This window comes from Streptomyces paludis (genome assembly GCF_003344965.1).
Classification (GTDB): Bacteria; Actinomycetota; Actinomycetes; order Streptomycetales; family Streptomycetaceae; genus Streptomyces; species Streptomyces paludis.
The window spans coordinates 3,786,116-3,811,494 of record NZ_CP031194.1 but is presented as its reverse complement, the minus strand read 5'-3'; the positions used below and the strand labels follow the sequence as shown (position 1 = coordinate 3,811,494).

Annotated in this window: 33 protein-coding genes and 1 pseudogene; 26 read left to right on the top strand and 8 right to left on the bottom strand. The window is 68.0% G+C overall.

All coding sequences use genetic code 11. From position 1 onward, the window contains the following. Positions 1–37 precede the first annotated feature (37 nt). The 8 genes and pseudogenes from DVK44_RS16790 to DVK44_RS16765 all read left to right on the top strand — a co-directional run bounded on the left by DVK44_RS16790 (position 38) and on the right by DVK44_RS16765 (position 4,929). Positions 38–643: a WhiB family transcriptional regulator gene (locus DVK44_RS16790; RefSeq protein ID WP_114660400.1), complete on the top strand. Its 606-nt coding sequence runs from the start codon at positions 38–40 to the stop codon at positions 641–643. Positions 644–711: 68 nt separating this feature from the next. After that, positions 712–1,074 carry a hypothetical protein gene (locus tag DVK44_RS36415; RefSeq protein WP_162793885.1) on the top strand — a complete coding sequence of 121 codons (363 nt, stop codon included), beginning with the start codon at positions 712–714 and terminating at the stop codon, positions 1,072–1,074. Beyond that, the gene (locus tag DVK44_RS36410; RefSeq protein ID WP_162793883.1) at positions 1,071–1,868 is read left to right on the top strand and encodes a hypothetical protein; all 798 of its coding nucleotides are present in this window, start codon (positions 1,071–1,073) and stop codon (positions 1,866–1,868) included. The genes DVK44_RS36415 and DVK44_RS36410 overlap by 4 nt, the downstream gene beginning before the upstream one ends. A 2-nt stretch (positions 1,869–1,870) precedes the next feature. Then, positions 1,871–2,590: an ATP-binding protein gene (locus DVK44_RS16785; protein WP_114660399.1), complete on the top strand. Its 720-nt coding sequence runs from the start codon at positions 1,871–1,873 to the stop codon at positions 2,588–2,590. Positions 2,591–2,630: 40 nt separating this feature from the next. Continuing rightward, a pseudogene (locus DVK44_RS37630) lies at positions 2,631–2,864 on the top strand (DUF4326 domain-containing protein); the annotation flags it as partial. Positions 2,865–2,947: 83 nt separating this feature from the next. After that, positions 2,948–3,367 carry a DUF6195 family protein gene (locus DVK44_RS16775; protein WP_114660398.1) on the top strand — a complete coding sequence of 140 codons (420 nt, stop codon included), beginning with the start codon at positions 2,948–2,950 and terminating at the stop codon, positions 3,365–3,367. Positions 3,368–3,459: 92 nt separating this feature from the next. Further along, complete coding sequence (locus tag DVK44_RS16770) at positions 3,460–4,272, top strand: DUF2637 domain-containing protein (protein ID WP_114665186.1); 813 nt, start codon at positions 3,460–3,462, stop codon at positions 4,270–4,272. Positions 4,273–4,398: 126 nt separating this feature from the next. Further along, positions 4,399–4,929, top strand: coding sequence for a hypothetical protein (locus DVK44_RS16765; RefSeq protein ID WP_114665185.1), 531 nt, complete (start codon positions 4,399–4,401; stop codon positions 4,927–4,929). 388 nt (positions 4,930–5,317) lie between these two features. Here DVK44_RS16765 and DVK44_RS36405 read toward each other — a convergent pair whose 3' ends face one another. After that, the gene (locus DVK44_RS36405; protein WP_162793881.1) at positions 5,318–5,824 is read right to left on the bottom strand and encodes a hypothetical protein; all 507 of its coding nucleotides are present in this window, start codon (positions 5,822–5,824) and stop codon (positions 5,318–5,320) included. Positions 5,825–6,312: 488 nt separating this feature from the next. On the opposite strand from DVK44_RS36405, the gene DVK44_RS16750 reads away from it, so the two are divergent. From DVK44_RS16750 to DVK44_RS16695, 12 genes are all read left to right on the top strand, one after another. Beyond that, a complete protein-coding gene (locus DVK44_RS16750; RefSeq protein WP_114660396.1) occupies positions 6,313–6,768 on the top strand; it encodes a hypothetical protein in 456 nt (151 codons plus the stop codon). Between the two features lie 849 nt (positions 6,769–7,617). Beyond that, positions 7,618–7,782, top strand: coding sequence for an NlpC/P60 family protein (locus DVK44_RS16745; RefSeq protein WP_408055326.1), 165 nt, complete (start codon positions 7,618–7,620; stop codon positions 7,780–7,782). 55 nt (positions 7,783–7,837) lie between these two features. Further along, positions 7,838–8,176, top strand: a complete 339-nt coding sequence (locus DVK44_RS16740; RefSeq protein ID WP_114660395.1) for a hypothetical protein — start codon at positions 7,838–7,840, stop codon at positions 8,174–8,176. Positions 8,177–8,179: 3 nt separating this feature from the next. After that, complete coding sequence (locus DVK44_RS16735; protein ID WP_228447194.1) at positions 8,180–9,445, top strand: hypothetical protein; 1,266 nt, start codon at positions 8,180–8,182, stop codon at positions 9,443–9,445. Then, a complete protein-coding gene (locus tag DVK44_RS36400; protein ID WP_228447193.1) occupies positions 9,426–10,943 on the top strand; it encodes a hypothetical protein in 1,518 nt (505 codons plus the stop codon). The genes DVK44_RS16735 and DVK44_RS36400 overlap by 20 nt, the downstream gene beginning before the upstream one ends. A gap of 7 nt (positions 10,944–10,950) precedes the next feature. Next, positions 10,951–12,477, top strand: coding sequence for an SCO6880 family protein (locus DVK44_RS16725; protein WP_114660393.1), 1,527 nt, complete (start codon positions 10,951–10,953; stop codon positions 12,475–12,477). Then, a complete protein-coding gene (locus DVK44_RS16720; RefSeq protein WP_114660392.1) occupies positions 12,474–13,925 on the top strand; it encodes an ATP/GTP-binding protein in 1,452 nt (483 codons plus the stop codon). The genes DVK44_RS16725 and DVK44_RS16720 overlap by 4 nt, the downstream gene beginning before the upstream one ends. Beyond that, the gene (locus tag DVK44_RS16715) at positions 13,922–14,263 is read left to right on the top strand and encodes a DUF6238 family protein (RefSeq protein ID WP_114660391.1); all 342 of its coding nucleotides are present in this window, start codon (positions 13,922–13,924) and stop codon (positions 14,261–14,263) included. Before DVK44_RS16720 ends, DVK44_RS16715 begins: the two co-directional genes overlap by 4 nt. Continuing rightward, complete coding sequence (locus tag DVK44_RS16710; RefSeq protein ID WP_114660390.1) at positions 14,263–14,526, top strand: hypothetical protein; 264 nt, start codon at positions 14,263–14,265, stop codon at positions 14,524–14,526. The genes DVK44_RS16715 and DVK44_RS16710 overlap by 1 nt, the downstream gene beginning before the upstream one ends. 165 nt (positions 14,527–14,691) lie before the next feature. Beyond that, positions 14,692–16,026 (top strand): type IV secretory system conjugative DNA transfer family protein, encoded by a 1,335-nt coding sequence (locus tag DVK44_RS16705; RefSeq protein ID WP_228447192.1) that lies wholly within the window; start codon positions 14,692–14,694, stop codon positions 16,024–16,026. Beyond that, positions 16,023–16,532, top strand: a complete 510-nt coding sequence (locus DVK44_RS16700) for a hypothetical protein (protein ID WP_228447191.1) — start codon at positions 16,023–16,025, stop codon at positions 16,530–16,532. Before DVK44_RS16705 ends, DVK44_RS16700 begins: the two co-directional genes overlap by 4 nt. Beyond that, the gene (locus DVK44_RS16695; RefSeq protein WP_114660389.1) at positions 16,529–16,960 is read left to right on the top strand and encodes a hypothetical protein; all 432 of its coding nucleotides are present in this window, start codon (positions 16,529–16,531) and stop codon (positions 16,958–16,960) included. Before DVK44_RS16700 ends, DVK44_RS16695 begins: the two co-directional genes overlap by 4 nt. Before the next feature lie 84 nt (positions 16,961–17,044). Here DVK44_RS16695 and DVK44_RS16690 read toward each other — a convergent pair whose 3' ends face one another. After that, on the bottom strand, positions 17,045–17,884 hold the full coding sequence (locus DVK44_RS16690) for a transposase family protein (protein ID WP_114665184.1): 840 nt from the start codon (positions 17,882–17,884) through the stop codon (positions 17,045–17,047). A 61-nt stretch (positions 17,885–17,945) separates the two neighbouring features. Continuing rightward, positions 17,946–18,401: a hypothetical protein gene (locus tag DVK44_RS36745; RefSeq protein WP_181957472.1), complete on the bottom strand. Its 456-nt coding sequence runs from the start codon at positions 18,399–18,401 to the stop codon at positions 17,946–17,948. Positions 18,402–18,990: 589 nt separating this feature from the next. Between DVK44_RS36745 and DVK44_RS16680 the strand changes: the two genes are divergently transcribed. Then, positions 18,991–19,761, top strand: a complete 771-nt coding sequence (locus DVK44_RS16680; RefSeq protein WP_114660388.1) for a class I SAM-dependent methyltransferase — start codon at positions 18,991–18,993, stop codon at positions 19,759–19,761. Positions 19,762–20,104: 343 nt separating this feature from the next. Here the strand turns inward: DVK44_RS16680 and DVK44_RS16675 are convergent, their stop codons facing one another. Together DVK44_RS16675 and DVK44_RS16670 are read right to left on the bottom strand one after the other, a co-directional pair. Further along, entirely contained in the window at positions 20,105–20,410 is a 306-nt protein-coding gene (locus DVK44_RS16675) for a hypothetical protein (RefSeq protein WP_114660387.1), read from the bottom strand. Between the two features lie 93 nt (positions 20,411–20,503). Next, a complete protein-coding gene (locus DVK44_RS16670; protein WP_181957471.1) occupies positions 20,504–21,076 on the bottom strand; it encodes a hypothetical protein in 573 nt (190 codons plus the stop codon). Between the two features lie 483 nt (positions 21,077–21,559). Between DVK44_RS16670 and DVK44_RS37120 the strand changes: the two genes are divergently transcribed. After that, positions 21,560–21,778, top strand: coding sequence for a hypothetical protein (locus tag DVK44_RS37120; protein WP_228447190.1), 219 nt, complete (start codon positions 21,560–21,562; stop codon positions 21,776–21,778). A gap of 39 nt (positions 21,779–21,817) precedes the next feature. Here DVK44_RS37120 and DVK44_RS16660 read toward each other — a convergent pair whose 3' ends face one another. The 3 genes from DVK44_RS16660 to DVK44_RS16650 all read right to left on the bottom strand — a co-directional run bounded on the left by DVK44_RS16660 (position 21,818) and on the right by DVK44_RS16650 (position 23,188). Further along, on the bottom strand, positions 21,818–21,997 hold the full coding sequence (locus DVK44_RS16660; protein ID WP_162793578.1) for a hypothetical protein: 180 nt from the start codon (positions 21,995–21,997) through the stop codon (positions 21,818–21,820). A 118-nt stretch (positions 21,998–22,115) separates the two neighbouring features. Continuing rightward, entirely contained in the window at positions 22,116–22,331 is a 216-nt protein-coding gene (locus DVK44_RS16655) for a DUF397 domain-containing protein (RefSeq protein WP_331461605.1), read from the bottom strand. Further along, a complete protein-coding gene (locus DVK44_RS16650; protein ID WP_114660384.1) occupies positions 22,322–23,188 on the bottom strand; it encodes a helix-turn-helix domain-containing protein in 867 nt (288 codons plus the stop codon). The genes DVK44_RS16655 and DVK44_RS16650 overlap by 10 nt, the downstream gene beginning before the upstream one ends. A gap of 389 nt (positions 23,189–23,577) precedes the next feature. Between DVK44_RS16650 and DVK44_RS16645 the strand changes: the two genes are divergently transcribed. The 4 genes from DVK44_RS16645 to DVK44_RS36390 all read left to right on the top strand — a co-directional run bounded on the left by DVK44_RS16645 (position 23,578) and on the right by DVK44_RS36390 (position 25,295). Continuing rightward, positions 23,578–23,952, top strand: coding sequence for an ATP-binding protein (locus DVK44_RS16645; RefSeq protein WP_162793879.1), 375 nt, complete (start codon positions 23,578–23,580; stop codon positions 23,950–23,952). Then, on the top strand, positions 23,952–24,446 hold the full coding sequence (locus DVK44_RS16640) for a hypothetical protein (protein ID WP_114660382.1): 495 nt from the start codon (positions 23,952–23,954) through the stop codon (positions 24,444–24,446). Before DVK44_RS16645 ends, DVK44_RS16640 begins: the two co-directional genes overlap by 1 nt. Positions 24,447–24,705: 259 nt before the next feature. After that, positions 24,706–25,128, top strand: a complete 423-nt coding sequence (locus DVK44_RS36395) for a hypothetical protein (protein ID WP_162793877.1) — start codon at positions 24,706–24,708, stop codon at positions 25,126–25,128. Further along, on the top strand, positions 25,125–25,295 hold the full coding sequence (locus DVK44_RS36390; RefSeq protein WP_162793875.1) for a hypothetical protein: 171 nt from the start codon (positions 25,125–25,127) through the stop codon (positions 25,293–25,295). The genes DVK44_RS36395 and DVK44_RS36390 overlap by 4 nt, the downstream gene beginning before the upstream one ends. The last annotated feature ends 84 nt before the right edge of the window (positions 25,296–25,379 follow it).

Sequence of the window (25,379 nt, the reverse complement as noted above, 5' to 3'; positions counted from 1 at the left end):
GCACATCTTGTCTGAGTGCCGCACATCGTGAGCCAAAATGAGAACAGACATATACAGCCTGATTCAGGACGCGAGCCAAGGCAACTGGTCGCCCCTTATCAAGACGGCGAGACAGATTCCCGGAAAGCACTGGGCGGAAGAAGCTCAATGCGACGGGCACGATACGGAAATGTTCGTCCCGCCGGGAGACGGCCCGTACGAAGAGCCTGGCGAGGTGAGGGCCAAGCTGGGCGTGTCGCTGAACCGCCCGCTCAACCTGTGCGCGGCCTGCCCTCTGGCCGTGGCCGCCCGGTGCCTGGTCGATTCGCTCCAGCACGACGAGGAGTTCGGCATTCGGGCGGGGCTGCTGGCCTCCGAGCGTTCGGCGCTGAGGTCCGCGTGGCAGCAACGCGTGGATGACGATGCCGTATCCCGTGCCCTTGGCGGTGCGACCGCGGCCCTCGGCAAGGTCGAGCGGGAAGCGGTGGTGGCGCGCTTCGCGGCCGATCCGTCGCTGGACCCGGCCCTCGTGGCCCGGGGGCTCGGTGTCACGCACGCCTACCTGCTGAAGCTCGCCCGGCGACACCGGAAGCGCTCCGCGCCGGCTTCCTCCTCGGCCTCCGCGTCCGGCGCGCCCGCCTCGCCCGCTGCTGACGCCGCCTGAATCTCCTGCCCGATCTGGGCAACCATTCTTCACGCAAGGAATTCCTTGCGCTTCACGGGAGTTCTCCCATGTCTCAGAATCCTTCGGCGGCTTCGCCATGCGCCGATCTCAGCGATGCCATCAGAGCGATCGCGCCGACGGCAGTCCTGGTACGCGTCTTTCCGGCAGAGCAAGCTGTTACCCATTTCTACGGGCCGGATTTCCATCGCGTTCTGGTGGATCGGGAGTCCGAGGAAGGTGCCGCACACCTGATTCGGCGGTGCTTCTCGCGTACGGCCGACTGGCGTCGGGCTCATGACTTCCATCTCCCCAGCAGAGCCCTCTACCGCACTCCTGAGCCGTCCCAGAACGGCTATGTGCCGGAGGACGACTCCTCCTTCGGTATGGCGTCGGCCCGCTACATCGCCTCATCCGGCAGGGCCGACTCATGAGCGACACAGCAACGGATCTGGTCTGGTCGTCCTCGAAATCACGCAGGGGATCACGCCTGGTGATGCTCGCCCTCGCCCGGAAAGCAGATCACCGGGGCAAGGTCAGCTTGACCCTGGACGACATATCAGAGAGCACCCGGCTTACAACGCGCGCCATAACCAAGTGCCTCGGAGATCTGACCGCTCTCGGTGAAATCAGCTACGAGCGAGGCGGAGGTAGCGACAACCCCAACAGCTACACCATTCTGCTCGTCGCAGGCCACGAAGACGGAACAGAGGTCCGGGAATCTTCTTCCCAGAACGACCCTCACCCGGCTTCAAGTGGGAACTCACGGCGGCGAGATCAGGAAGTTTCTTCCTCGCGTACGCGTGGTGGTAGTACTCCCTACGGGAGTACTACCACCACCAAAAAGCAAGCAAGCTTGTCCGACCTGGATCCGGTTGACGTACCGGAAGGCGCCAGCGGCCTCGTCAAGGCGATAACGAGCGCCGGACTGCTCGTCGGATGGCGCCTCACCGAATCCGAATGGGCCCGGGTAACAGCTCTCGCCGCGACTTGGGGACACGATCGGCTGGTCGAGTTGGTCGCCCGTCGCTGGAATACGGCTCGGCCGCCCCAGTCCGCCCGCTATCTGCTGCGTATCTGGGCCGATCTCCCGGCCCAGAGTCCTACTCCCGCTGCCGGTTCCAACCTGCCGGGGAAGGACAACGTCGTCCCCCTGCGCCGCCAGTCCGGCGGGTGGGCGCCCTTTCAGAACACGGCAAAGCCAAGCGCGTACGAGAACGGATTCTGATCATGGCCAAGCCCGAACGCGTGGGCGGCGCCCGATCAATGCGCGCCCTCGAACGCATCCTCGCCTCGAAGGGGATCCCGCTCGCACCCGACGGCGATCACCCCCGGGAGGAGAACCCCGGAGACCCGGACTGGCACCGCCGCGCCCGCGCCGAGTACGCCCTGAACCGCTGGCAGACCGCCACACCGCCCCGCTTCCGCACCGCCGAAGCGACGCTGCCGGAGGTCACCGCGTGGGCGGACCGCGCCCTCGCCGACACCGCGTCCGCAGGAGCGCTGCTGCTCACCGGCCTCACGGGCACCGGCAAGACCCATCAGGCGTACGGAGCACTCCGCCGTATCGCGGCGGGAGGCCCGGACCGCTTCGAGGTGATCACCGTGAACAGCGCCGACATGTACGGAAGCCTGCGGCCGTCCCAGGTCATGGGCGCCGCCGAGCGGGAGCTGCGGCGGCTCAGCGAGGTGCGGTTCCTCCTGCTGGACGACTTGGGGACCGCGAAGACGTCCGAGTGGACGGAAGAGGTCACTTACCGGCTCATCAACTACCGCTACAACCACTGCCTTCCGACGATCATCACGTCCAATCTGCCCGCCCGTAACGCCGAAGGCCCGGACCTGACCGATTTCGTCGGCGCCCGCGTGGCAAGCCGGCTGGCCGAGATGCTGACCGCCCTCGTCCCGATGATCGGCGGCGACCGGCGGCGCGGCGGGAGGGCGGCATGATGCCCGTACGACGACACGGTTCGGCACGCAATGCCGCCGACCTGCCGACGCCCTGCGCGTACGTGGGCCCCGCAGCCTGTACGCGAACCCGTTCCGGCCCGGCGACACCGGCCCCTCCCTGCTCGGCGGCCCAATGGACGAGGCGGAGACCGTCGACCTCTACGCCGCCACGCTCCGGGGCCCGGTCGGTCGCCACTACGCCGACCTCTTCGCCCGCGCCCTTCGCGGCCTCGACCTCGTATGCCCCTGCCCCCTCGACGCGCCGTGCCACGCCGATGTCCTCATGCGCCTGGCCAACCGCCCGACCCCGCCGACGGCGACGTACACCGCACCACTTGCTACCCGGAAGGCCCCCCGATGCCCCACCCCCTCATGCTCGCCGCGGCCGAGCAGCTCACCACCGCCGAGGAACGGCGCACCGCCGCGCGCGAGGACGCCTTCCGTACCTGGGGGCCAAGGTCGGTGGCCGCCGCTTCCCGGTACGCACGCCACGTCCTCGGCGCCGAGGCGACGACGCTCGGCTGGGAGGTTCTGGGGCTCCTCTCCTTCGAGGAACACCTGCAAGCGGTCGCGTCTCTCGACACAGTGGGCGGCCAGCACCTGGAGCTGTACTTCACGGACCAGGGCGGCACGGAGCGGCTCGTACTGCGCGTGTCGTGCGTGAGCTGCCCCAGCCAGCACATGCACGACGTGACGTCACTGGAACAGCTCGGACAGCTCCTCTCCCAGACGCCCGCCTGGCAGTTCATCAACCCGCGCAACGGCGGTGTCCTCTGATGTCCCGCGCCCACATACGGACGGCGCCTTCGCCGCGCGTGGAGCACGGGGAGGATCGGGAGGGCCAGCAGGACCGGAGCAGCCTCCGCGGCATGACCCTGTGGGACGGCGCCGCGATCATCCTGCTCGGCTCCGCCGGCTTCGCCTTCTCGTACGACGCGCTCCGCCAGATCGCCGTCGCCATCCACGCGCGCGAATCGCTCTCGTACCTCTTCCCGGTCTTCATCGATGGGTTCATCGCATACGGAGTGCGGGCACTCGTACTGCTACGGAACCGCCACTTCGGCGCACGCCTGTACGCCTGGTTCCTCTTCCTGACGGCCACCGGTGCCAGCCTCTGGGCGAACGCGCTCCACGCGATCACCCTGAACCGCGGACCGGACGCCGGACGGTCCGCACTGCACCTCGGGGACGGCGTCGTCGGCGTCCTCTCGACGCTCGCGCCACTGGCGCTGGCGGGCTCCGTACACCTCTACATCCTGATGGCACGGACGGCCGAGTCGTCCGTCCAGGACCGGTCCGCCATCGGTCCGGGACCGGTCCGGGAGGACACGGACAACTCCCCGCTTCCCCCTCTGGAGAGGAGAGCGAACGGCACGCTCGAACCACGCGACGCGGACAACGACTTCCTTGCGGACAAGGTCGAGACACCCGTCTCGGACAGCGGGGACGGTCCCTCGGACCGGCAGACCGACGACGACTGGCTACGGGAGCTGCTGCCCATCACACGGGCGGCGTCCCAGCGGGCCGGACGGATCAGCAGATCCGCTGTCCAGGAAGCGGTCCGCGCCCGCCAGCCCATCAGCAACGACCGCCTGGGCGAGCTGCTCGCACGTCTCAAAGAGGAGGAGAAAGGGGGGCGGAGACCAGCCCCCACCGGCACCGCTGCCAACTCGCTCTGGTGATCACATCGTGTACCTGTCCCTCACGGCCGCCGCGTCGCTTTGTGCGTACTGGGCGCGGCCGTGAGGAGGTCTTTGGTCAGTACGGAAGGAACGACTGTGCGGCTCCGCCGACAGAACAAGAAGCGGATGGCCGAAGCCGCCCACTCCGAAGCGGAACAGGCGGCGTCCCAACTCCAACACCACCTCCAGACCGGCGGCGAGCTCACCCCGATCCACGTACCCGATCTGGCCCTCGACGACGGCGAGACGGCTTACGCGGACGTCCTGTGCACCACGGCCCGCTACTACGGCACCGAGATCGTCTACCCGCACGCGCCCGCCGGCTACTTCAAGGACCACCCGACCTTTGGCCGCCGCTGGGTCCCCAACCACCGACTCAACAACCGGCGCCGCCACGAAGCCGAGGCCGAAGCTCAGGAACGCTGGCGCGACCACGCACCGGCCCGAGTCGTACTAACCTCCGACGGGCTTCGCATCCACCCCGAGGGCTCGCCACCCCGCTGGCTGCCGTTCGACCACGCACTCCTGAACAACGTTTCCTTTCGATCAGGCGTTCTTGAGGTAGTGCTGTCATACAACGTGTGCGCTCCAATCCTCTTGGCTGGACCTGCGGCTCCATGGCTGAGAGTCGCAATAGAGCACATCGCCCGAATATGAACATACAAAGCTAGGAAGGCATCGAGTTCATACCCTTGGGTCATTTACGAACCCGCAGCTGCGCGCCCACCACCGGCAGCAGATCGCCGACGTCGCCGCCGAAGCCGCATGGCGCGTTGCCCGCGTCCTCGGTGCCGAGCACCGCCACGGCGTGAGGCCGCGCCGATGCCCTTGGTACGGCGGCATACTGACGCTCCACCACGTCGGAGACGAGGCGGGTTCGTCACCTGCGAGCATGGTCTCGCCGACTACGCCGCGCCCGTCCCGGTGACGGATGGCCGGCGAACCTGGCCGGGGGCGCAGCTGGTGGAGCTGGGGCGTACGCTCGATGCGGCGGACCACCGGGTGCGGCGTAGCGGTTCGGCCGCGCCCCACCGCAGCACGGCCATCACGCGCCATCCGGGCAGAGCCTGTCCGCCGCGTCCTGCCACTCAACCAGCACATCCGTGTCGCCCTGATTCCACAGGTCGCCTAGCGCGTTCCCGTCTACGAATCCGGGTCGGGCGATAGTGCCGGACAGCAGGTACTTCTTCCCGCCGGCGTCCAGATAGGCACCGCCGCTGATCGCGTCACTGCACCCCATCACGACGTCGGATGCCTTCCACGGCCAGCCCTCGCCCCAAGCCTCCTTGGTCGCGATGACGCCCGCATCGGTCTGCCGTACAGGACGCTTCGGGAAGACATCCTCGGTCGGCCCGCCTTCGCCGCCACCCTCGAAGTCCGGCTCTTCTTCGTCCGGCACGTCCACGACGAGTTCCTCCTCGTCGTTCTCATCCACGACGGGTTCCTCCACATCGTCGGTGACGTACTCCTCGTCGGGCGGGACGTACGTATAGTCGTCGGTCGGCTTCGCCTCCGGAGAGCCGCCGCAGCTGGCCAGAGCGAGAGCTGCCATGAGCGCGGCCGTGGCCGCCAGTGCCGAGCGTGATCGCATCGCTACACCCTCGCACCGGGGCTTCGACAACGGCAGAAGAGTGACGAGTCCGTTACCGACCCGGGGAGTGCGGGCGGGCCGACGCTTCATACCAGATCAGCCGAGGACACGTTGATGCTATCGACCGGCACGCGGCCCGGCCAGTAGCCTGCCGCCACACTTCAGCGCGCAGGGGGACACGTGGCATCGCGGTCAAGGCATCTCACGCGGAACGACCCGCAGGGGCGCTTCTCACCGCTCACCACAGCGGAACGCCGCGCCGCCGGCGAGCGCGTACTGGCGAGCATCGCAGAGATCAACAAGCCGATTCCTCAGCCCAAGGTCAAAATGCCACCGATCTTCGGCGGTCGCGAGGCGGCCCCCTGGCTGGGACTGATCACGGGCGGCCTTCTTTAGCCCAGCCCCAGCGGGCGGTTGTTTCAGCATCACCCAGAACGCAGGGGGAGCCCATGGACAACGACGACTACGTGGTCCGTTGCTACGTACCGGGCAAGAAGATGCGCGAATGGCGGTACAGAACAGTAAGCCAGGCAGTGAAGCAGCGGGACGGCATCGCGAAGATGTTCCGCCTGGAGGGCCAGGCCGTCACCATCACACTGCGCGCTCCCGGAGAGCAGCCGACAGTGACCGTCGTGGAGGCATCCGAGCCCACCGCAGTGAAGCCCACAGGGCAGCGGCCGGTAAAGAAGACGACGCCACCGCATGTACGACCACCGAGGGTCTGGTCAGTGAAGGCGGTGTGCGGAATTCTGCTGGCCGCCGCTGTCGTAATCAGCGTGTTTATCGGCTCGCTCACCGACGATGAGCCCGTAGGCAGCAACGACAAGCGGGCGTGCCAGGAGAAGTACAAGAACGCTGGGGACGGCACGGTCGACTGGACCGCTATCTGCAACTTCCAGGACTGACCATCCGCTCAAGACCCGCCGATCCTCATCAGCCCTAGTTAAATGGCAACTACGGCTCGCCTGCGCACGGGCCACTGCCCGGAAGCAGCCCGTATCACGACACGCCATCGCTAAGCGCCCGGCTCTCCCGATCGCGAATCCAGGAAAACCTTCCATTCTGGAAAGAAGTTCCCAAATTCGCGTTGATTCGAGTTGTCCGCAGCCTCGTGCCAAGATTTCAACACGTCGAACACCTTCGGCGATCCAACGTTGTCACTCTCAGCTCAACCCAGAATATTCTCAGCATCGACAACTCGACACACGAAAATACCTACCTACGCAGTAAATCGGCGACAGCAATGCGCGCTTAACCGTGGGGTGACGCCCTCATCTGAGAGTAGTACACCCAAGAAGCCCATCATTCCCACTCAGGCCATCCGGCGATGCGCCGATGCCAGCCGCAGCGACCTTTGATTTCGCGCCTCGTAGCCGGCTACGCACTTATTCGTTTCCCCCTGCACCAAGGTCGTGGTTTCCGCATGCCCCGCTGCACCCGCTTCATCCGCATGTCAATCACGGCTGGCGCTCTGGCTGCCCAGTTCGTGATGGCCACCGGCTGTGCCAACCCAACTGCTGGCACCACGGCCGCCACGGACTCGCGTGCCCGTCACCCACCGCAAACCGGTTCATCAACTGCCGGAGCTTCAGCGAGAGGTTCGGGTCCGAAAAACACCCTGCCTGACGCCGTTGACCGTGCGGCGCGTTCGTTCACCTCGGCGTACGCGGAGCACGACGCTCGGGATGGCCGGGATCGGGCATACGTGGATGCCGGTGCTCGGGCGGCGGGGTTCGCCGCTGGTGGGCTGGTGGATGTCCTTGCGCAGAAGCGGCCTGGGCAGTGCCGGCCCCGAGCACGTCGGGATGTACATCGGCAACGGCGAGGTCATCGACGCACCGCACACCGGGGCCGTCGTACGGATCAAGCCCCTCAGTTACTGGACGCCGCAGATCGTCGCGATGCGCCACGTCGGCTGAGCGCGCCCCCTCGCCCGTAGTCCGTTTCTCCTCATTTCACAACGAAGGAACCTTCATGCACGCCCTCATCTCTGCTGCTGCCGATCCATCCCTTCACACCACTCTCGCGGCAGGCGCAGACGTCGTCACCGGCGTCAAGCCGGACTGGGGCCCGTTCGGGAAGCTCGGGAACACCGCGAAGGTCCTACTCGGTGTGCTCGCCGCCATCGTTCTCGCCATCGGGGTCGGCGCCTTCCTCGCCGGGATCGGGAAGAGCAAGGGGTGGTTCGGCGAAGGGCACTCCACCATGGACAGCTCGCGGGGCAAGGGCATGATGGTCGGCGGTCTGGCCTGCATCTTCCTCGTGGCCTCCCTCGGCACGATCGTCGGCATCACCTACGGCATGGGGGTGTGACCCATGCCTGGTCGATTCCGAGCGAAGCTCTGGGGCCTCGCGGCCGGCGCGGTCGCCGCCGCGACCGCGACCGGGCTGATCCTGAGCCTCTCCCACCACGACACGGTGACACCACCTTCCGCCGTCTCCTCCCCAGGACACGTGGCGCCGAAGGCCGTTGAAAGCCGGGGCCGTCTCGTCCACGGCGTGCCTGTCGGCTATCCCCGTACGGAGGCCGGCGCCAAGGCCGCTGCGGCGAATTACGCGGTCATTATGGGGAGTTCGCGCTTCCTCAGTGACAGAAGCTTCCGGCATCGCGCGGTGGCGGTCATGGGCGTGAGCAGTGTCGCCTCGGCAGCGGCCAGGGAGGCCGATCGCAGGGCTGGCCGGGTGCTCGGTGAGCTGCGCGGTGACAACGCCAAGGTCGATCTCCAGCGGGCGATCGCGCGTACCGGTGTGCTCTCCGCGCGGGTGCTGGGATTCGATATCCACAAGGCCACAGTCCGTCTGTGGATAACCACCGTACGTGGCAGTGCGGCCGGGCACGCGACACCGCGCGCGGCCTTCCAGACGGTCACACTCACCCTGACCTGGGAGGACAACGACTGGAAGATGCAGGGTAGTTCGGCTACCGGCGGGCTAGTCGCTCCGATCGATACCCGGCAGGCGTCCAACGTCGCGCGGGACTTCGTCGACTACGTACCGGCCGGTGCCGCTGACCCGGTCCTGAGCGGCTCGGTGGGCACGGATGGTTTCCCCGCCGCGTACGTACACACTGAGCGGGGAGCGCGCGCAGCGGCGACCAGCGCCGCGATGCTCTACGGCGATCCGCGCTTCTTTACGGACAGCGGCTGGCGGCACCGGATGCTGAATGCCACGGCCGCCCGCAGTGTGCTGGGGACGGTCACGTCCGAAGCCGACGCGACCGCGCGGTTGGTCGTTGAGAACCGTGCGCTCGGCGCGGACGGCCGGACCGTGGACGGTGGCGTGCTCGTCACGCGGACCGCTGTCCTGGCGACGCGGTCCGTGTCGTACTCCGGCCGGGCCGCGAGCGTCGAGCTGTGGACGGCGTCCGTCGGTGGCGTCGCGGGTACGGACGAGACGCAACGCCCGCAGGTCGCCTTCCTCCGTATGACGGTGGAACTCACCCGGGCAGACGGGACTTGGAAGACGCTCGCGGTCACACCGTCGGAGCCCTTGGTGCCCGCCCCGCCCGCGGAGGAGCAGGCGGCGTCGGCTGCGAGCTTCGCGTCCGTGGGAGGTGCCGGCGATGCGCCCGCGCTTCCGTAACGACACCGGTTATCGGTGGGGGCGGCGCCTCGGGAGTGTGGTCGGGGTCGTCGTGTTCTTCGGGTTCGTCTTCGTACCGTCCGCCTCGGCCAATCCGTTCTGCTACATCCCCATGGTGTGCGAGGCGAAGGCGGCCGTCGACTTCGCCACGGACCCGTTGGGGTTCCTGCTCCAGAAGCTCACCGAGGCGAACATCTGGTTCCTGCGGAAGATGCTGGAGCTGATGCAGGGCACGACGAAGATCGACCTGACCAGCGGCGCCTTCCTCAAGCAGTACGCGCTCATCTTCGCGGCCTCCTCGCTGATCACGGTGGCTCTGTGGCTGATCGCCGTGGCCAAGCGGGCGGTGCGCGGGGTCGCGCTGACGACGGCGGTGGGTGAGGCGGTCGGTTTCCTGGTCCTCCAGTTCGTGGTCAACGCGCTGACGCCGGGGGCCATCGCCCTGCTGATGCAGGCGATCGACGAGGTCACCGCCGTCTTCGAGCCGTACGCGACCGACAACTTCAGACCCTTCCTGGAGAACCTGCTCAAGGTCCTGGCCGCCAATCCGAAGGACGGCGTCGGCCAGCTCCTGGTCGTCAACCTGATCATGCTGTGCGGTGCGCTGCTGATGTGGATCGAGCTGCTGATCCGCAGCGCCGCGATCTACGTGGCCGTCGCGCTCGGGCCGCTCGTGAACGCGGGGCTGGTCGACAAGGACCTGTGGGGCAAGAGCAAGAAGTGGATCGGGGCGATCTTCGCGATCGGACTCACCAAACCCGTCCTGTTCGCCCTGCTCGGCCTGGGTGGCGCGATCCTCAGCGACTCGACGGGCAGCATGTCCGACGCCGTCTCGCAGACGCTCGTCGGGGCGCTGATCCTGCTGCTCGCGGTGTTCGCCTCCGCCACGCTCTACAAGTGGGTCCCCGCCTTCGGGGATGAGATGGCGCAGCTCCACCACGACCGGAAGAGCGCCCAGTCCTCCGGCCCGGCCTCCGTGGTCGACGGCCCGGCCGCACACACGAACCGCGCTCTCGGCATGCACGTACAGGACGCGTTGGTGGGCGGCGGAAGGTCGGCCGGCGGTACGGGGGTGGCTCCCTCGGCGGGTGGCAAGGCGGCGTCGCCGTCCGCCACCGTCGGTGGGCAGGCCGGTACGGCGAGCACCAAGGCAGCCGGAGCAGGAACCGGAGCCGGAGCTGGTGCAGGCGCTGGTGCGGGAGCCGCCGGAAGCGGTGCCGTCGCTGCGGCCGAACCGGTCACCGCCGCCGTCAAGGCGGGTGTCGACCTGGCGAAGGACAAGGCCACGAGCGCCCCCGGAGCCCAGGGTCCCGACGCCGCGACCGGCGGTCCCGAGCCGAAGCAGGGCGGGGACACCGCGGCACCGACCGTAGCTCGCGGCCAAGGCGCCGGATCGGGTCCGGTCGTCGGCGGTAACAGCCCCACTTCCCCTCCCAGCTCAGGGCCATCGATCGCGCCGGGCCCGCCATCACCGCCGAACCCCAGCAAGGACCAGTGACCCGCCCATGTCCGCTCGCACATACCAGTTCGGAAAGCACCGCCCCACCGGCCTGGTCGGCCGCCGCGACCTCGGCGAACAAGTCCTCCTCGGCGGCGGCGCGGCCACCGGCATCCTGCTCGGCTACGCCTTCAGCGGCGCCACGGCGCTCGCCACCGCCGGCCTCGTCCTGCCCGTCGTCCTCGCGCTCCTCGTCGTCTACGCCCCGTACCGCCCGCGCGGCACGTCCCAGCGCCGTACCGTCTACCGCTGGTGGCGGATCAAGCGCTACCACCGCCGCGCGCTCGCCCGTACCGGCGGCGTGTGGGTGTCCCCCGCCGTCGAGGCCGGTGTGCGCCGCGACGGTACGCCGCCGGACGGCGCCCTCACCGCGCCGGAGGGCATCGCCGGGATGACGTGGGTGCCGGTGACCGTACGCGGCCGGCACGCCGTCGTCGTACTCCAGCCCGAAGCCCGCTGCGTCACCGCCACCCTGGAAATCGCCTCACCCGGCCTCGGCGGCAAGGAAGTTGGCGAGCAGGTCGTCGCGCTGGAGCGGTGGGGCGAACTGCTCGACGCCTTCGGCAACGTCGAAGAGCACCCCGTCAAGCGGATCCAGGTCCTCGCCCGCCAGATGAAGAGCGACCCGCACGCCCACCAGCGGTTCATCGCCCAGCGCGACGAGTCCGCGGCCACGGCCGACGTCCCGCCATGGCTCAAGGACTCGTACGACACACTCGCCAACGCCATCTCCACCTCGGCCGAGGAACACCGCTACTACGTCACCATCCACGCCAAGTTCACCCGCGACCTCGCGGCGGACGGCGCGGCCCGGGGCGCCGGTGACGACGGTATCGCCGCCGCGATGGCCGCGTACCTGGAAGAGCTGTGGGCCCGCTGCGAGGACGCCGACCTCTCCGTGATCGCCCCGCTGGACGAGGGCCGGATGACCGCGTTCATCCGCAACACGTACGACCCCGACCACGCCATCTGGGACACCGGCCTCCCGCAGGCGCACGCGTTCCCGCGCAACGTCGACGTCCGGAACGGGGAGTACGTCGCGACGCGCGCCGCCGGATCCACCGAGAGCTGGTACCACGCGACGGCCGCCGTCACCGCTTGGCCGACCACCCCCGTCGGACCCGACTTCCTCTCCCCGCTGCTGATCGGAATGCCCGACGTCATCAGGACGATCGCGATCACCCAGGCCCTGGAGCCGAACGACAAGGCCGTGGAACGCATGCTCGCCGAGGACACCAACAACCAGGCCGAGCTGCTGCGCGACCGCCGCCGCGGCAAGAACGTCGACCCGCGCGACATGATCGCCGCCACCGCCACCGGCTCGCGCGGCATGGCCCTGGCCACCTCGGGCGCGGCCGGCTCCGCCGTCGTCGGCTACCTCACCGTCTCGGCGCGCAGCCGGGAGGCTTTGGACCGTACGAAACGTACGACCGCCTCCCGCGCCCGCAACGCCCACCTGCGCATCGAGTGGCTCGACCTCGAACACGCGCGGGCCTTCGCCACCACACTCCCCTTCGCCGGAGGCATCAAGTGACGACGACCAACCTGCTCGACTTCACCCCGCTCACGCCGCTCACACCGGTGCACGAGACCGTACGGCGCCCCCTCCACACCGAAACCACCACCAGCCAGGCCCTCTACCTGCCCATCGCGCCGCCGACTCTCGGCACCGCGGGCGCGATCATCGGCCGGGAGCTGTACAGCGGGAAGGCGTTCATCTACTGCCCGTTCTCGGCCTTCGGCGACGGCCTGCCCGGCGGAAACATGATCGTGATGGGCGACACCGGCCGGGGAAAATCGGCGCTCACCAAGACCTACACCGCCCGGCAGATCCGCCTCGGCCGTCAGGTCGTCGTGCTCGACACCAAGGAGCAGAAGGAACGGGAAGAGGGCGAGTGGGCCGCGCTCGGCCGCTCGCTGACCGGCAAGGCCCCGGTGAAGTTCACCCCGGGCGGCGGACCCGCAGCCTCCTGCATCAACCCGATGGACCCCGCCATCGCGGGCAAGCGCCAGATCGAGCTGGTACGGACGATCGTAGAACTCGGCCTCGACAAGCCCCTGGACGAGTTCGCCGGCTCCGCCCTGCGTATCGCCATCCGCCGGGCCCACCGGCGGGCGAGCGGTCTCGGCCGTACGCCGGTCCTCGCGGACGTCGCCGCCGCGCTCCGGTCACCGGAGGAATCCGACGCGACAGCGAAGCAGCGGACGCGGGACGAACTCCTCGGCGACGGCCTGGAGGCGTCGTACGTACTGGACCGGCTCTGCGGAAGCGAACAGGACGCGACCGGCGACCTCACCGGCATGCTCGACGGACCGACCAGCCTCGGTGTCGACCTGGACGCCGACATGATCGTCTTCGACCTGACCAAAGTCCCGTCCGGCGGCGTCGCAATGACCATCCTCGTGGCCGTCATCAGCGTCTTCCTCGAAGAGGTCTGGCTGCGCCCGCTGTGCGAGTGCGGTACGGAGCCGAGCCTGCACGAACGCATCGTGGTCGACGCGAACTCCGGCGCCTGGGAGCTGGGCCCGAATCCGTCATCGGGCTGCCGCCGCTACACCCAGCGCAAGCGCATCCTCGTCTGCGAAGAGGCATGGCACGTCCTCGGAACTCCCCAACTGGCCAGCCTGCTGGAGAAGTTCCTGAAGTTCGCCCGTGGCTACGGGCTGAGCTGCATCTTCATCGTCCACCACCTGTCGGACATCGACGACAGCCCGGAGACCCAAGCAGCCCTGAAAATGGCCGACACCATCGTCATCTACTCCCAGAAGAAATCCGAGGCGGAAGCCACCGTGGCCCGGCTGGGCCTGCCGTCCTGGACAGCGGAGCACATCACGCGTCTGCGACGGGGAATCGCGCTGTGGAAGGTCGGAGAGGTCATCTACCCCGGCGTCCAGCACCTCCTGGTCGAAGCCGAACAGCACCTGTGCTTCTCCTCCGGCTCGATGACCGACCTGACCAGCACCTCCCCGGACACCGCATGAACAACCATCGCAGCCTCTCCGCCACCACCACCGAAAAGACCGCCCTCCAGGGCGACGAGCGCGCGGTACGGCAGCAGATCGACCAGCTGCACGCGGATGCCCTCGCTCTCGCCCGCCGCACAAAGGCGCTGGCCACCGCGCTGGACCACGGCGAATACTCGGCTGCCGGTGGCCGCGTCCGTACGGCCGTCACCCACATCTGGCGCGCGGCGGAAGACCTGCACAGCGCCTTCCACACGGCCCCGCCGCGCTGTGCCGGGCCGGACGCATCGCTGTCCCGGCTCTGCGGCCGGCGGATGCGCTACCTCGCGGCCCGCGTCGCCCGGAGGACCGGGTAGTGGACGTCATGCCCGGCGGGACGTCCCTGGTCCTGTACGCGCTGACCGCTGTGTGCGCGGTGGCCCTGGCCACGGTCTGGCATCTGACCAACCGGGCCCGCCGCAACGCCGGATTCGCCACCAAGGCACAGCTCAAGCGCCATCTGTCTGCCAGGGCGGTCCTGAAGGCCACGGAGATCCGTCCATCCCTCACCCAGAGCGGGGACCAGCTCACCCGTATCCCGGCGGTGGACCTCACGAAGAACCGGTCCGCCGAACGCTGACCCACCCCTCCGCTCTCTCCTTCCTCGCCCCTCATCGTTCCGGAGCACGTCATGCGCCACCCCCTCGATCCTCACGACTTCGGCTATTCGCTGGGAACCTCGCAACGCCCCAAGGGCGTCGAGCTGTGGTCCCGTGCCGACTAGGCATGCCGGGTCATCGGCCCCATGGGCAGCGGAAAAACCCTGCGGTTCTTCGCCCCGCTCGTCCGCAACTGGGCCGGACCGGTCCTCGCCACCTCGACCAAGCCCGATCTGGTCGCACTGACCCTCGACGCGCGCCGACGGGACGGCCGTCCCGTCGCGGTCTTCGACCCGCAGCACATCGCTCCGAGCCTCCCGCGTTTCCGGTGGACGCCGATCAACGGCGCATCCGAAACGGAAGTCGCGATGATGAGGGCCAAAGCGTTCGTCGCGGGCTCGCGCACCCCCAACGGTGCGGCTCAGTCCAGTGAGGGCAGCGCCTTCTACAAGGGGCAGGCTTCCAAGATCCTCGCTGCCTTCTTCCACGCCGCGGCCCTCGACGGAGCGTCTCTCGACTGGGTGCTGCGGTGGGCCCGCAAGCTGACCGACCCGGCTCCTCTCGGCATCCTCAACGCTCATCCGGGCGCCGGCCCCGGCTGGGCGGACACGCTTCGCACGGCCACCACCGGCGACAGCCGCACCGTCGGCAACACGGCCAGCACCCTCGATGCCGCTCTCGAACCCTTCATGCACCAGTCGGTGATCAACGCCCTCCAGGGAGACGGAGAGGACCCCACGGACTTCGGCGCGTTCCTCGACTCCGGGGGCACCCTCTACCTGCTCGGCAAGGACTCGGAGGTGAACAGCGTCGCGCCGCTGACCACCGCGATAGCCGAAGACCTTCTGGACCTCGCGGAGGCACACGCCCTCGCCTCCCCGGCCGGCCGACTCGACCCGCCTCTCCTCGCGGCCCTGGACGAGGCGCCGAACATCGCGCCGATTCCCAGCCTCCGCCAGCGCGTGGCCGACGGCCGGGGCCGTGGCATCACGGTCGTCTACGGCCTCCAGGCGTGGGCGTCGGCTCGTGCCCGCTTCGGTGAGGACACCGCCAAGGAGCTGGCGGCCTTCACCAACAACGTCATCGTCCTGCCCGGGGACAAGGACCCCGACTTCCTGAAGGGCATGTCCGACCTGTGCGGTCAGGTCGAACGGGAGCGCACGACGAAAACCACGTCCGGCGGGGACCGCGGTGGCCACTCGACGGCTACGCACATGGCGCTCGAACCCGTCCTTCGAGGAGACGAGATCAGGGGCCTGCCCGAGGGCCACGCCCTCGTCCTCGCCGACAACCTCCCGCCGATCGTCACCAGACTCGACGGCATGTGGACGTGGGAGTCGTGGACCGAGATCGAGGGCCACGTTCGCGAGCTGCGAGTCGCCAACGAAGCGGAGCGAGCCCGGCAAACCGCGGACAGGAGAAACCAGATCGAGGCCCACGCCGCCGCGTGGGCAAAGCGCGAAGGAGCAACTACCGCATGAATAACACCCTTTCCGCCTTCGAGCCGTTTCCCGAGCCACCCGCACTGATCCTGGAATACATCGCGGCACGGAGCACGAAGACAGCCGTAATGGACGGCCCCGCCCCATGGGACCTGGGAGCCCTGACTGCGGAGCTGACCGAGCCGATGCCAGCGTGGCTGGACTCCGTGTGCCGATGGCTGAACGGGCGGTACGCCTGGCAACCGCAGGACGTCATTCCGCCTTGCTGGTCTCAGCACGAGGGCCTGGCGTATGAAATCTCTGCCTTGGCCTTCGCCAGAGGAGACGCGTATACGGAGGCGGGCTCGTCCGTGATCTGGCACGAGCAGTACGACCGGTTCCTGACCCGGATGAACAAGACCCTGGGCAAGGCGGGCGACGAATGCCGCGTCGGCAAGCACGAGGACCGTCCTGCGCGCTTCCAGCTCGCAGCCTGGCCCACTACTGCTCAGCAACACGCCACAGTGCCGGGGCCGGCGGGACGAGTCGAGGGGGGCGCTCGATGATGAAGAACCCCAACATGGTCTTCTCGATGGACCCCGATCACGGACTGGTCGCCCGAAGCGATTGGCAACAGACAGAGGCACAGACCGTCCTGCTCGACCTCGGTTGGGAATGGTCGGACGACGCGTTCGGCCTCCTGCCTCCAGACGATGTGCCGGACTTCGACGCCGGAGTGGCTGCTGTCGATCAGCTGCACCTGTACGGTCAAGTCCGTACCGGGTTCTCGGTACAGCCGTACGGCACGATGCCTCTGCCCGTGGCTCGCGCGGAGGAGATTTTCGCGGAGCACACAGGACAGAATCTATCCGAGTGGGCGCCTTTCACGGACGATCCGAACTATGCAAAGGCAGAACCGCGACGGCCGACCCACCGTGACGCGATGGCCACGTACGGAACGGAGCCCGTCACCATTGAGCAGTGTGCATCGTGAAGTTGCAGGTCGCGGGTCTGGTGTGCGCGGGGTTCGCGATACTCGTGCCGGTCGCGGGTGGATGACTTCGGTGAAGATCGTCGGTCATCGGGAGACTTCGCGGTTCGTCAGGACCAGCAGGGCCCTGACCAGGATGGTCGCCCACTTCGGGTCGGTGCGGACCTTGCCGAGGACCCGCCAGTTCTTGAGATGGGCGAAGCCGTGCTCGACCGGCGCCCGGACAGCGGCCAGTGCCTTGTTGGACAGTTTCTGCCCTCGGGTCAGGGGCCGGTTACGGGCGGCCTTGTAGCCGGTGATCACCGTCGGGTCGGTGTCCGGGCCGCTGTCGTCGAGGCCGACGAAGCCCAGGTCGGCGATGGCGCCGAGCCCGGCCGCCCGCAGTTTCGCGGTGAGCTGGTCGTGGCGGCAGGCGGTGATCTCCGAAGATCGTTCGGGGCGGGCCGCCGAGAGCCACAGCAGGCGGCCCCGGTCGTCGGTGAGCGCGATCACCAGCAGGCCATGGCATTTGTGCTTGCCGGAGTAGTTCTTCCGGTTCGCCGTGCCGGTGCGCCGCCGGGTCCGTATCAGGGTGCCGTCGAGCAGAACCACCCCGCCACCCGTTCGGGCGATCTTCTTGAGTGCGCGGTCCAGGCGCGGGGCGCGGGCGGCGAGCAGGCCGACGGCCTCCCGCACCCACCGGGTGATGGTGGTGCGGTGCACTGCGTTCCCGCCGGCGAGGTCACCGGGCCGCTGGTCACAGCGCAGCACCGCCAGCACGATGCCGGCGATCTTCCCCGCGGGCAGGGCCCGCCACCGCGAACCGATCTTCTTCAAGTGGCCGCGTATCACGGTGGCGAGGTAGTTCAGGGTGGCGCTCGACAGCGGCAGGCGGGCGGTGTAGACAAGGCCGTCAGGGCCCTCGACGGGGCTGGTGTTGTTCTTCACGAAACACGTCAACTGCCGTCGGGGCACGCCGGTTACGCCCCGACTCTCCGTCCCGGTGTGGCTACCGGCGTGCGGTGAACCGTCCGTCGGGCCGTTTGTGCAGCCAGCCGCGATCGGCGAGCCTGGTCATCTTCGCGCGCAGCGGTTCCAGCTTCCCGCGCACTGCCGTATCAAGTCCCAGTTCCTCGCCCACCGTCCTGACCTGCACCGGCCGGTCCGCGGCCCGTACGATCGCCAGGATCTTGCAGTAATCGCCGGGCAGTGCGGCCTCGTCGAGGCCCTCGCCGCGGTGCGGGATCAGCAGGACCGCCCTTCCCGCCACCCGGGCGGGCGCCGGGGAGGAGGCCACGGCGCTTTCCGCTTCGGCCCGGTCCTGCTCGGCCAGCCGGTTCAGGACCCGCTCGGCGACCAGCAGTTCCTCCCGCTCGGCCTGGACTTCATGCTGCTGCCTGGCCAACTCCTCGGCGAGCGAGTCCAGTTCGCTCCGGCGAGCGGTGATCCGCTCCAGGTCTCCCATACCCTGCACCCTCCCGCGATCTCACCGCGTACCGCTCCGGTCACGGATCGTAGGAGCGGTCCCGAGACGAGCGCAGCGGAACCCGAGAACCGCCTCAGCCGACAGGGCAGACGATCTTCACTATGGACACCCGCCGCCGACCGGCACGAGCACGGCAACTCGCCCGCACACCAGCCCACCTCACCTGCACGTTTCACGATGCACGGATCTCATTAGCTCCGAGCCTCCGGCGATCTAGTCCCGCGTCAGGCAGCGCTTTCCCGATAGGGAGCGGCGTACGGTGTGTGCTCTCGGCGTGCCGGCCCGGGCCCTCGTACTGGATGTACCTGGGTTTCGGCCGGCGCGCCGGGAGTGCGCGCCAGGCGTCGTGACGGGACGAACGTTGGCTGACGCGTCGGGGACTCGGGTGGCCACGGGCATACATGTTCACGAGGCAGTCGCATCTGACCCGTTCGAAACTCGTCGCCTACTGCCTACTACTCAGGGCCGCGTACGGTCTGCGACCCTTTCCTTCGCATGCGCCGGTGAGTCATGTGTCTGGCCGCGGTGAACAGCCGGACCGCACGCCCACGAATGGGAAGAGGCGAACATGCTCGGTGAGACCGCCCGTACCTGGCTCCGGCGGTGGGACCGTCAGCAGGAGCGCTACAGCCCCGACCGGGAGGAGCGCTTCCAGGTCGTCGTCGACACCGTTGGCTGGCACCTCGAACAGCCCCAAGCGCCCAAGCCTCGCCTGGTGGACCTGGGCTGCGGCACCGGATCACTCACCGCCCGCCTCGCCCACGCCTTCCCGCACGCCGACGTCGTCGGCGTGGACGCCGATCCACTCCTCCTGGGCCTCGCCGAGGAGGCCGTCACCGGCACCACCGCGCGGCTCCTGTACCGCGACCTCACCACGCCCGTGTGGGCCGACGAGGTGGGCCCACACGCGTCCTGGGACGCGGCGGTCTCCTCCACCGCCCTGCACTGGCTGACTCCCGACGAACTCAGCGCGCTCTACCGCACCCTGGCCGAGCGCCTGCGCCCCGGAGGGATCCTGGTCGACGCCGACAACCGCGCTCCCACCGCTGACCCCGCTCTGCTCCAACTCGCCCGCCAGTTGCGCGCGCGGCGCGCGCACCGCACGGGGCGCCACGGCTGCGAGGACTGGGACAACTGGTGGAGGACCGTCCTGTCCGCCCCGGAACTGGCACCCCTTGCTCAAGCCCGCTCCCGTTCCCCGATCGCGGACCGCACCTTCACCGAGCCCCACGACCTGACCACCGCCGAACAGATCCGCCTCCTGTACGAAGCCGGCTTCACCACCGCCACCACCGTTTGGCAGTGCGGCGACGACAGCGTCCTGGTCGCCGTCCGCTGAGCCCGGCAGGGCCACATCCCCGTAACGCCCCGAACCGCCCCGGGAGCGGCACAGCTCCGCGAGTCTGAGTTTCGTCCTGACCGCTGGTGAGGTTCGGCCCCCAGGGGCCACGCGATGACCGGCGAACTCGTCCGCTGCCAGGTCGGATTGAATGCCTGCGTGGGTGAGACCGGAGAGCGTTTGTCAGTGGCTTCTGTCCTCTGACATCCAATCCAGTCGTTTGACAGCGAACACAGCCGTTCCGGCTGGCTGTGGTTGTGGACCTAGTCGCGTGCGGTGAAAGTGCTGGTGGGCGGCCCAGCCCGAGGGCGCTTGCGGTCACACACTCCATGCTCTGGTCGTCCTACAGATGGTCGAGGGGTTCGGCGGCGTACGTGCCGTCGCCGAGCGGGGCATCGGTCAGCTCGAAGCGTTGGGACAGGCTGCCGACCCGGCGGGTGATGACGCTGCCGGGGGCCCGGGTGGTCTCGAAGTGCAGAGGAGTGCCGTCGGCGCCGATGGTGCCCAGCAGACTGAAGCGGCGCAGCACGCGGGGAGGTGTCGGGGCGGTCCGGCGACGCCGATAGAGCCAGCCGACTGCGGTGGCGAGAGTGGTGACGATCAGACCCACTGCAGTCGGAATCAGGAACTTGTCGAAGAGCGCGGACATGGCGGCATCACTCCTGCGAGTCGGGTACGGCCCGCCGCTGCGACGGGCCGCGCCGACTATGCGGCAGGTGGGGGTTAGCCGCGCAACCCCCGTTCATCTTGCTCTTTCGTCCGGGAAGTTGGGTGCGGTCGGCGGATCGTCGTACAGCGCCCTCGGTGCGTCAGCGTCGGCTGCCCAGCCTGGATGCAAGGCGAACGCGGACGGTGCCTCCTCGTCCCAAGGGGGCCGGGATGTGGTGGCGTTGTAGCGGGCGAGGGCGGCGCGGAAGACGGGCAGAACCTCACCGGACATCCCGTAGGCCGATGCCTGCCGCCATCCGTCCTGTGGGCCGCCGCCGTAGACCACAGTGACCGGCGCCTCGGTGCCTTCGGGCCACCAACCGTGCTTGACGCCGCGCTTGAGGGCGTAGGTCAGGGCCACGGTGGGGCCGCGTAGCCCGCGCGGGAATGCCTCGCGCAGCACGGTGGCTTCCAGATGGCCGTCGGACTCTACGACCAGACGCACGAACAGGCGGGCATCCTCATTGAGTGTGTTCAGGAAGCCCATCGCCCTGTCGACGTCCCATGCGGTGTCGATGGAGACGGCCAGTTCGTTTCGATGCTCGGCGAGCAGGTCGAGCAGTTTGCGCTCGAACTCCTCGCTCGCGCCTTCAATGGTGATTCGCACAAGAACCTTCCACAGCACTCTATGTGGTCTCTATCGATTGCTATAGGTAGCGTTGCGGACTGAGATCTGGGTTGTCTATAGCAACGACGTAGCGGTCTATAGATCGTCAGCTCTTGGCGGGCGGGGCATGCCGGATTCGGCAGGGCTCGGTTCGATGGCAAAACGACTGGGTTCGATGCCAACGGACAGCTTCCGAGAGCGGTTGATGGCAGGACCCTCTGAAGATGTCGCTGAGAATTGAGAGCACCGGAGTCGGCTCGGTGGTGTGCGGTCCGACCGGAGGGCGTGTGGAAGTCAGTGGAACGGTGCGTGGGAGTGGGGCATGATCCGCTCATGGAGCGCGTCATCGATCTTGATCAGGCAGCCGCAGTAATCGCTGAGCGGGCTGCTCGATGGCTGGCGGCCGGTCTCAAGGTGGGGCAGGTGACATGGCGGGACGAAACTGCGCCGTGGCCTCAGCGGTTTGAGATTGACAGAACTCTCGTGCGTGATCCTGACTCCGTCGGCGTGCTCGTCTCCGACCTGGGGGACGCCGGGCTGTCCGTGGTGCTGTTCCGGGGCGGCTGGGCTGACGTGGACTACTTCGACGGCCTCGACGACGGCGGACCGATACCGGCGTTCGACATCACATCCGCAGCGGCCTTCGGCACCCAGCTCGATCAGTGGGTGTCGCGCGTCTTCGGGAACCTCGGCAAGAGCTAGAGCTGAGGGCGGCACCAGCGAACGGCCCCACCTCGGTGATCAGCCAGCAGCGACTTGCTGCTCGGCGCGGGCGCAGGTGGTGGCGAGGCGGTAAAAGTCGGCGCCGGTCTCGATGATGTTGCCCCCAGCCGCTGCCGGATTGAACGAGCAGGAAGTACGCAAGTGGTGGACGTGGCACCGGCACACCACCATGCGCATGCTCACCATGGCCTTGCTCACCGCCGTCACGGCGGGCTCTGGCCACTCGGATGATTATGCGCGAGGCTGGTGTGGCAGGAATGACGGAACGGGGCCCTCCTCTCTAAGGGTGAGGAGGGCCCCGCTCGGTTTGTACGGATCAGTCTGCGGCGACCAGATCCACGAAGGCGGCCCATGCGGCCATGGGAACCACCACAGGGGTTCTGGACGTGTCCTTCGAGTCTCGGATGCCGACCGCGGCTGTGAGGTCCGCGACTTCCACGCACGATCCGCCCGTGGCGTTGCTGTAGGAGGACTTGAACCAGATTGCTGCTTCGGCTGACGCAGCCGGGTGTGTGTTGATGGCTATGTCCACTCTCTTGCTAGTTGGTTCAGGAGACTGGCTGTCTCGGCCGGCGCCGAAGCGCTCTCCCGCATGGCGTCGAAACGGCGGGTGTATGCCTGCACATCGCGGGTGTCGTCCGAGACGGAGATCGTGTTGGGCATGTCCACCTGAACGATCGGTGCCAGGTCGTCGGGAAATCCGAGGATCGCGAAGTTACTTTCGGCCCTGTAGCTCAGCACTCGGTGCGGGAGGATCTGGACGGTCACGTTCTCCAGACGGGCCAGGTCGATGATCTCGTCGTACTGCTCGCGCATCACATCAGGCCCGCCGACCATGCACCGCACGGCCGCCTCATCCATGATCACACGCAGCTCCAGCGGGTTGTCGGTTCGGGTGATCAGCTCCTTGCGCTCCATCCGCAGCTGGACATTCGTCTCCACATACTCGGTGGTGGTCTCATCCACTGGCTTAGCACTCAGATACAGAGCGCGCGAGTAATTTTCGGTCTGCAAGAGCCCGAAGACGACGTGGGGTTGAAACGACCGCATGACGTTGGAGTCCAGCTCAAGTCCTCGGTACGTCGGCATCTTCGATGGCATGAAGTGCTTGTACGGAGTCCACGGCTCCTTGCTCAGCGACTCGCGGTGCAGCTGGAGCAGGGTCTCCCGGTCGTCCTTGGCATCGAGCCCGTAGAGATCCATCAATCCTTCGAGGTCGCTCACCCTCGGTAGATCGTTCTCTCCTATTTCCACGCGCGCCAGCTTCGTGTGCGAGAACCCCAGATGGGCCGCGGCTTCCTGGATCGTCAGTCCGCGCTTCTCCCTGAGCTTGCGAAGTTCCTTGCCCAGTTCTCGCCGACGGTACGTCGGCCCTCTCCGCGCTGCCACCTTGCGGTTCCTTCCTGTGGGTGTTCAACAAGCCTTCTGTGTGGTGTTGGCGCGGGTCGTGTCCCCGAGTGTCCCACCCTCTGTACCCCCTCGGACAAGACCCTGTTGGTACTCAGGCAATTGCCAATTTCTGTGCGCCAGCCGATGCGCTTGCACAGTAAGTCGCACATGCATGAGGGTAGTTGAGTCAACGCGAAAAGCGGACTCCGATGCGAGACCGGCCCCGGATGAGGGATGCCGGCTGTCTGCCGTACCCCCATTTTCTGCGGAGGACCACCATGTCCCTGACCCACCATTACAGGGCGCACCTGCGCGAACAGGCCGCCCGCACGGGGGTTCTTCGGGGGTGCGACCTGGTCTGTGGAACGGCTCACGTTGGCAGCGAGGGCATGACGGCGGAGGACGCCCAGCTTCCGGGCGACATGCGGCGGACGTGCACGCAGCAGATCGCCCAGTGGGGACTGTCCCACCTGACGGATGCCGTGGGGATCCTGGTCAGCGAGCTGGTGACGAACGCCGTCAAGTACGGGGCGGGCAACGAGGTTCGGCTGCGGATGTGGCGTACCTGGGGCTCCATATGGCTGGAGGTCTGGGACGGCTCGGCGGACCTTCCCCGGACGGGTGATCCCGGCTGGGGCGCCACGTCGGGCCGCGGACTCCTGATCGTGGACTACCTCGTCGGCGAGTGCGGCGGCCAGTGGGGTGTCACCAAGGACGGGACGGCCACATGGTGTGAACTCCCGGTACGGCCGGCGGCAGCCTGATGCCCGTAACCGACGCTCTCGCCGGCGCGCAACGGGCGCGCAGCCTTCCCGACGACGGCTTGCCGACGATGCTCAACCTGAGGCCGCCCCACCGGACGTCCCGGGCGGCGGACGATGAGGTACTGCTCCGGCGGCTGCTGGAGGGGCTCCGTCGTGTTCTCCTCACCGAGCCGGAGCCGGAGCCGACGCTTGACGAGATCCGGCACGCCAGCAGCGTGGTCCTTGGGGGCAAGGCGCTCGCGGTGGACCCGGAGGAGCTGGAGACCCTTTTCCTCACGATGCGCCGGTACGTGCAGCACCTCATTCCGTTCGTGCAGTCCCCCGCCGTCCACGGATGGCCGACCGCGTACGAACTCTCCCTGGCGGCAACGGATCTGCTCCGCCGCTGTGAGGTGATCCCCCCTACGTACGGAATCGTCGTACGGCTCGCCGGAGCCGCCCGCGAGATGCTCGCCCGAATCGACTCCCACCAGGAGGAAAGCGCTCATGGCTGAGGCGTTACCGCGCTCGCGGATGACGATCCCGTACATCACCCTCCGCCACGGGGAAGAGCCTTCCGAAGAGCTTGCCCCTACAGCACAGCTCGTTGTGAGGCCGGGCCGCCTCGGCATCCGGTATCTCTGGGAAAGCCGGGAGGACCGGGATGTACGCGGCGTGCTCTGGGCGCGTATCCCACAGCAGCTCGATCGTGACGGGCGGCCGGTGGGCGCGCCGCGGTGGGCCTATGTCCATCCGGTACGGCAACGGCGGTGCATGCTGCTCCAGCGCTGCCAGGTCTGCGGTGGTCGAGCGGACCGTACGGACGCGGGCTATCTGTATCTCGCTCAGGCACCCGAGGGGGTCACCGGACTTCTGCGTCCTGAGATGTTCGAGGGACACGAGACGGCCCAGCCGCCGGTTTGCGCCGTGCACGCCCAGGAGGCAGTCAAGCGGTGTCCTCCTCTCGTAGAGGGGCACGTGGTGCTCCGCGCTGCGGAGACCCGGCTGCACGGGGTACTCGGCACTCGGTACTTCCTGCACTCGTCGGGTGCGGTGATGGAGGTGCCGGGGCAGGACGACACGTCGGCCGAGGCGGTGCCCTACCGGGATGCTGAGGCGATCCGGTGGGTGCTCGCCACGAGTCTCGTCCGCAAGCTGCGCGGGATCACGATCACTGATCTGGGGGAACTTCTGTGAGCGCGTCACCGGCGATGCGGCAGGCCGTGCTGGACGTCGCCGCGGATCTGTCGGCGCGAATCACGGACGGCCGTTGGAAGCCGGGCGAGAACGGACTCCGGGACGACGGGCTGCTGTCCCCGCTCGATCGTCGGTGCCGAACCTACGTGACGGTCCGCGTGACCTGACTGTCGCTCGGCCGACCGGATGCCATGGGGCCCGGTCCGCCGAGGCGACGCATCCCGGCGCGAGGCAGGCGACTCCGCGACCTC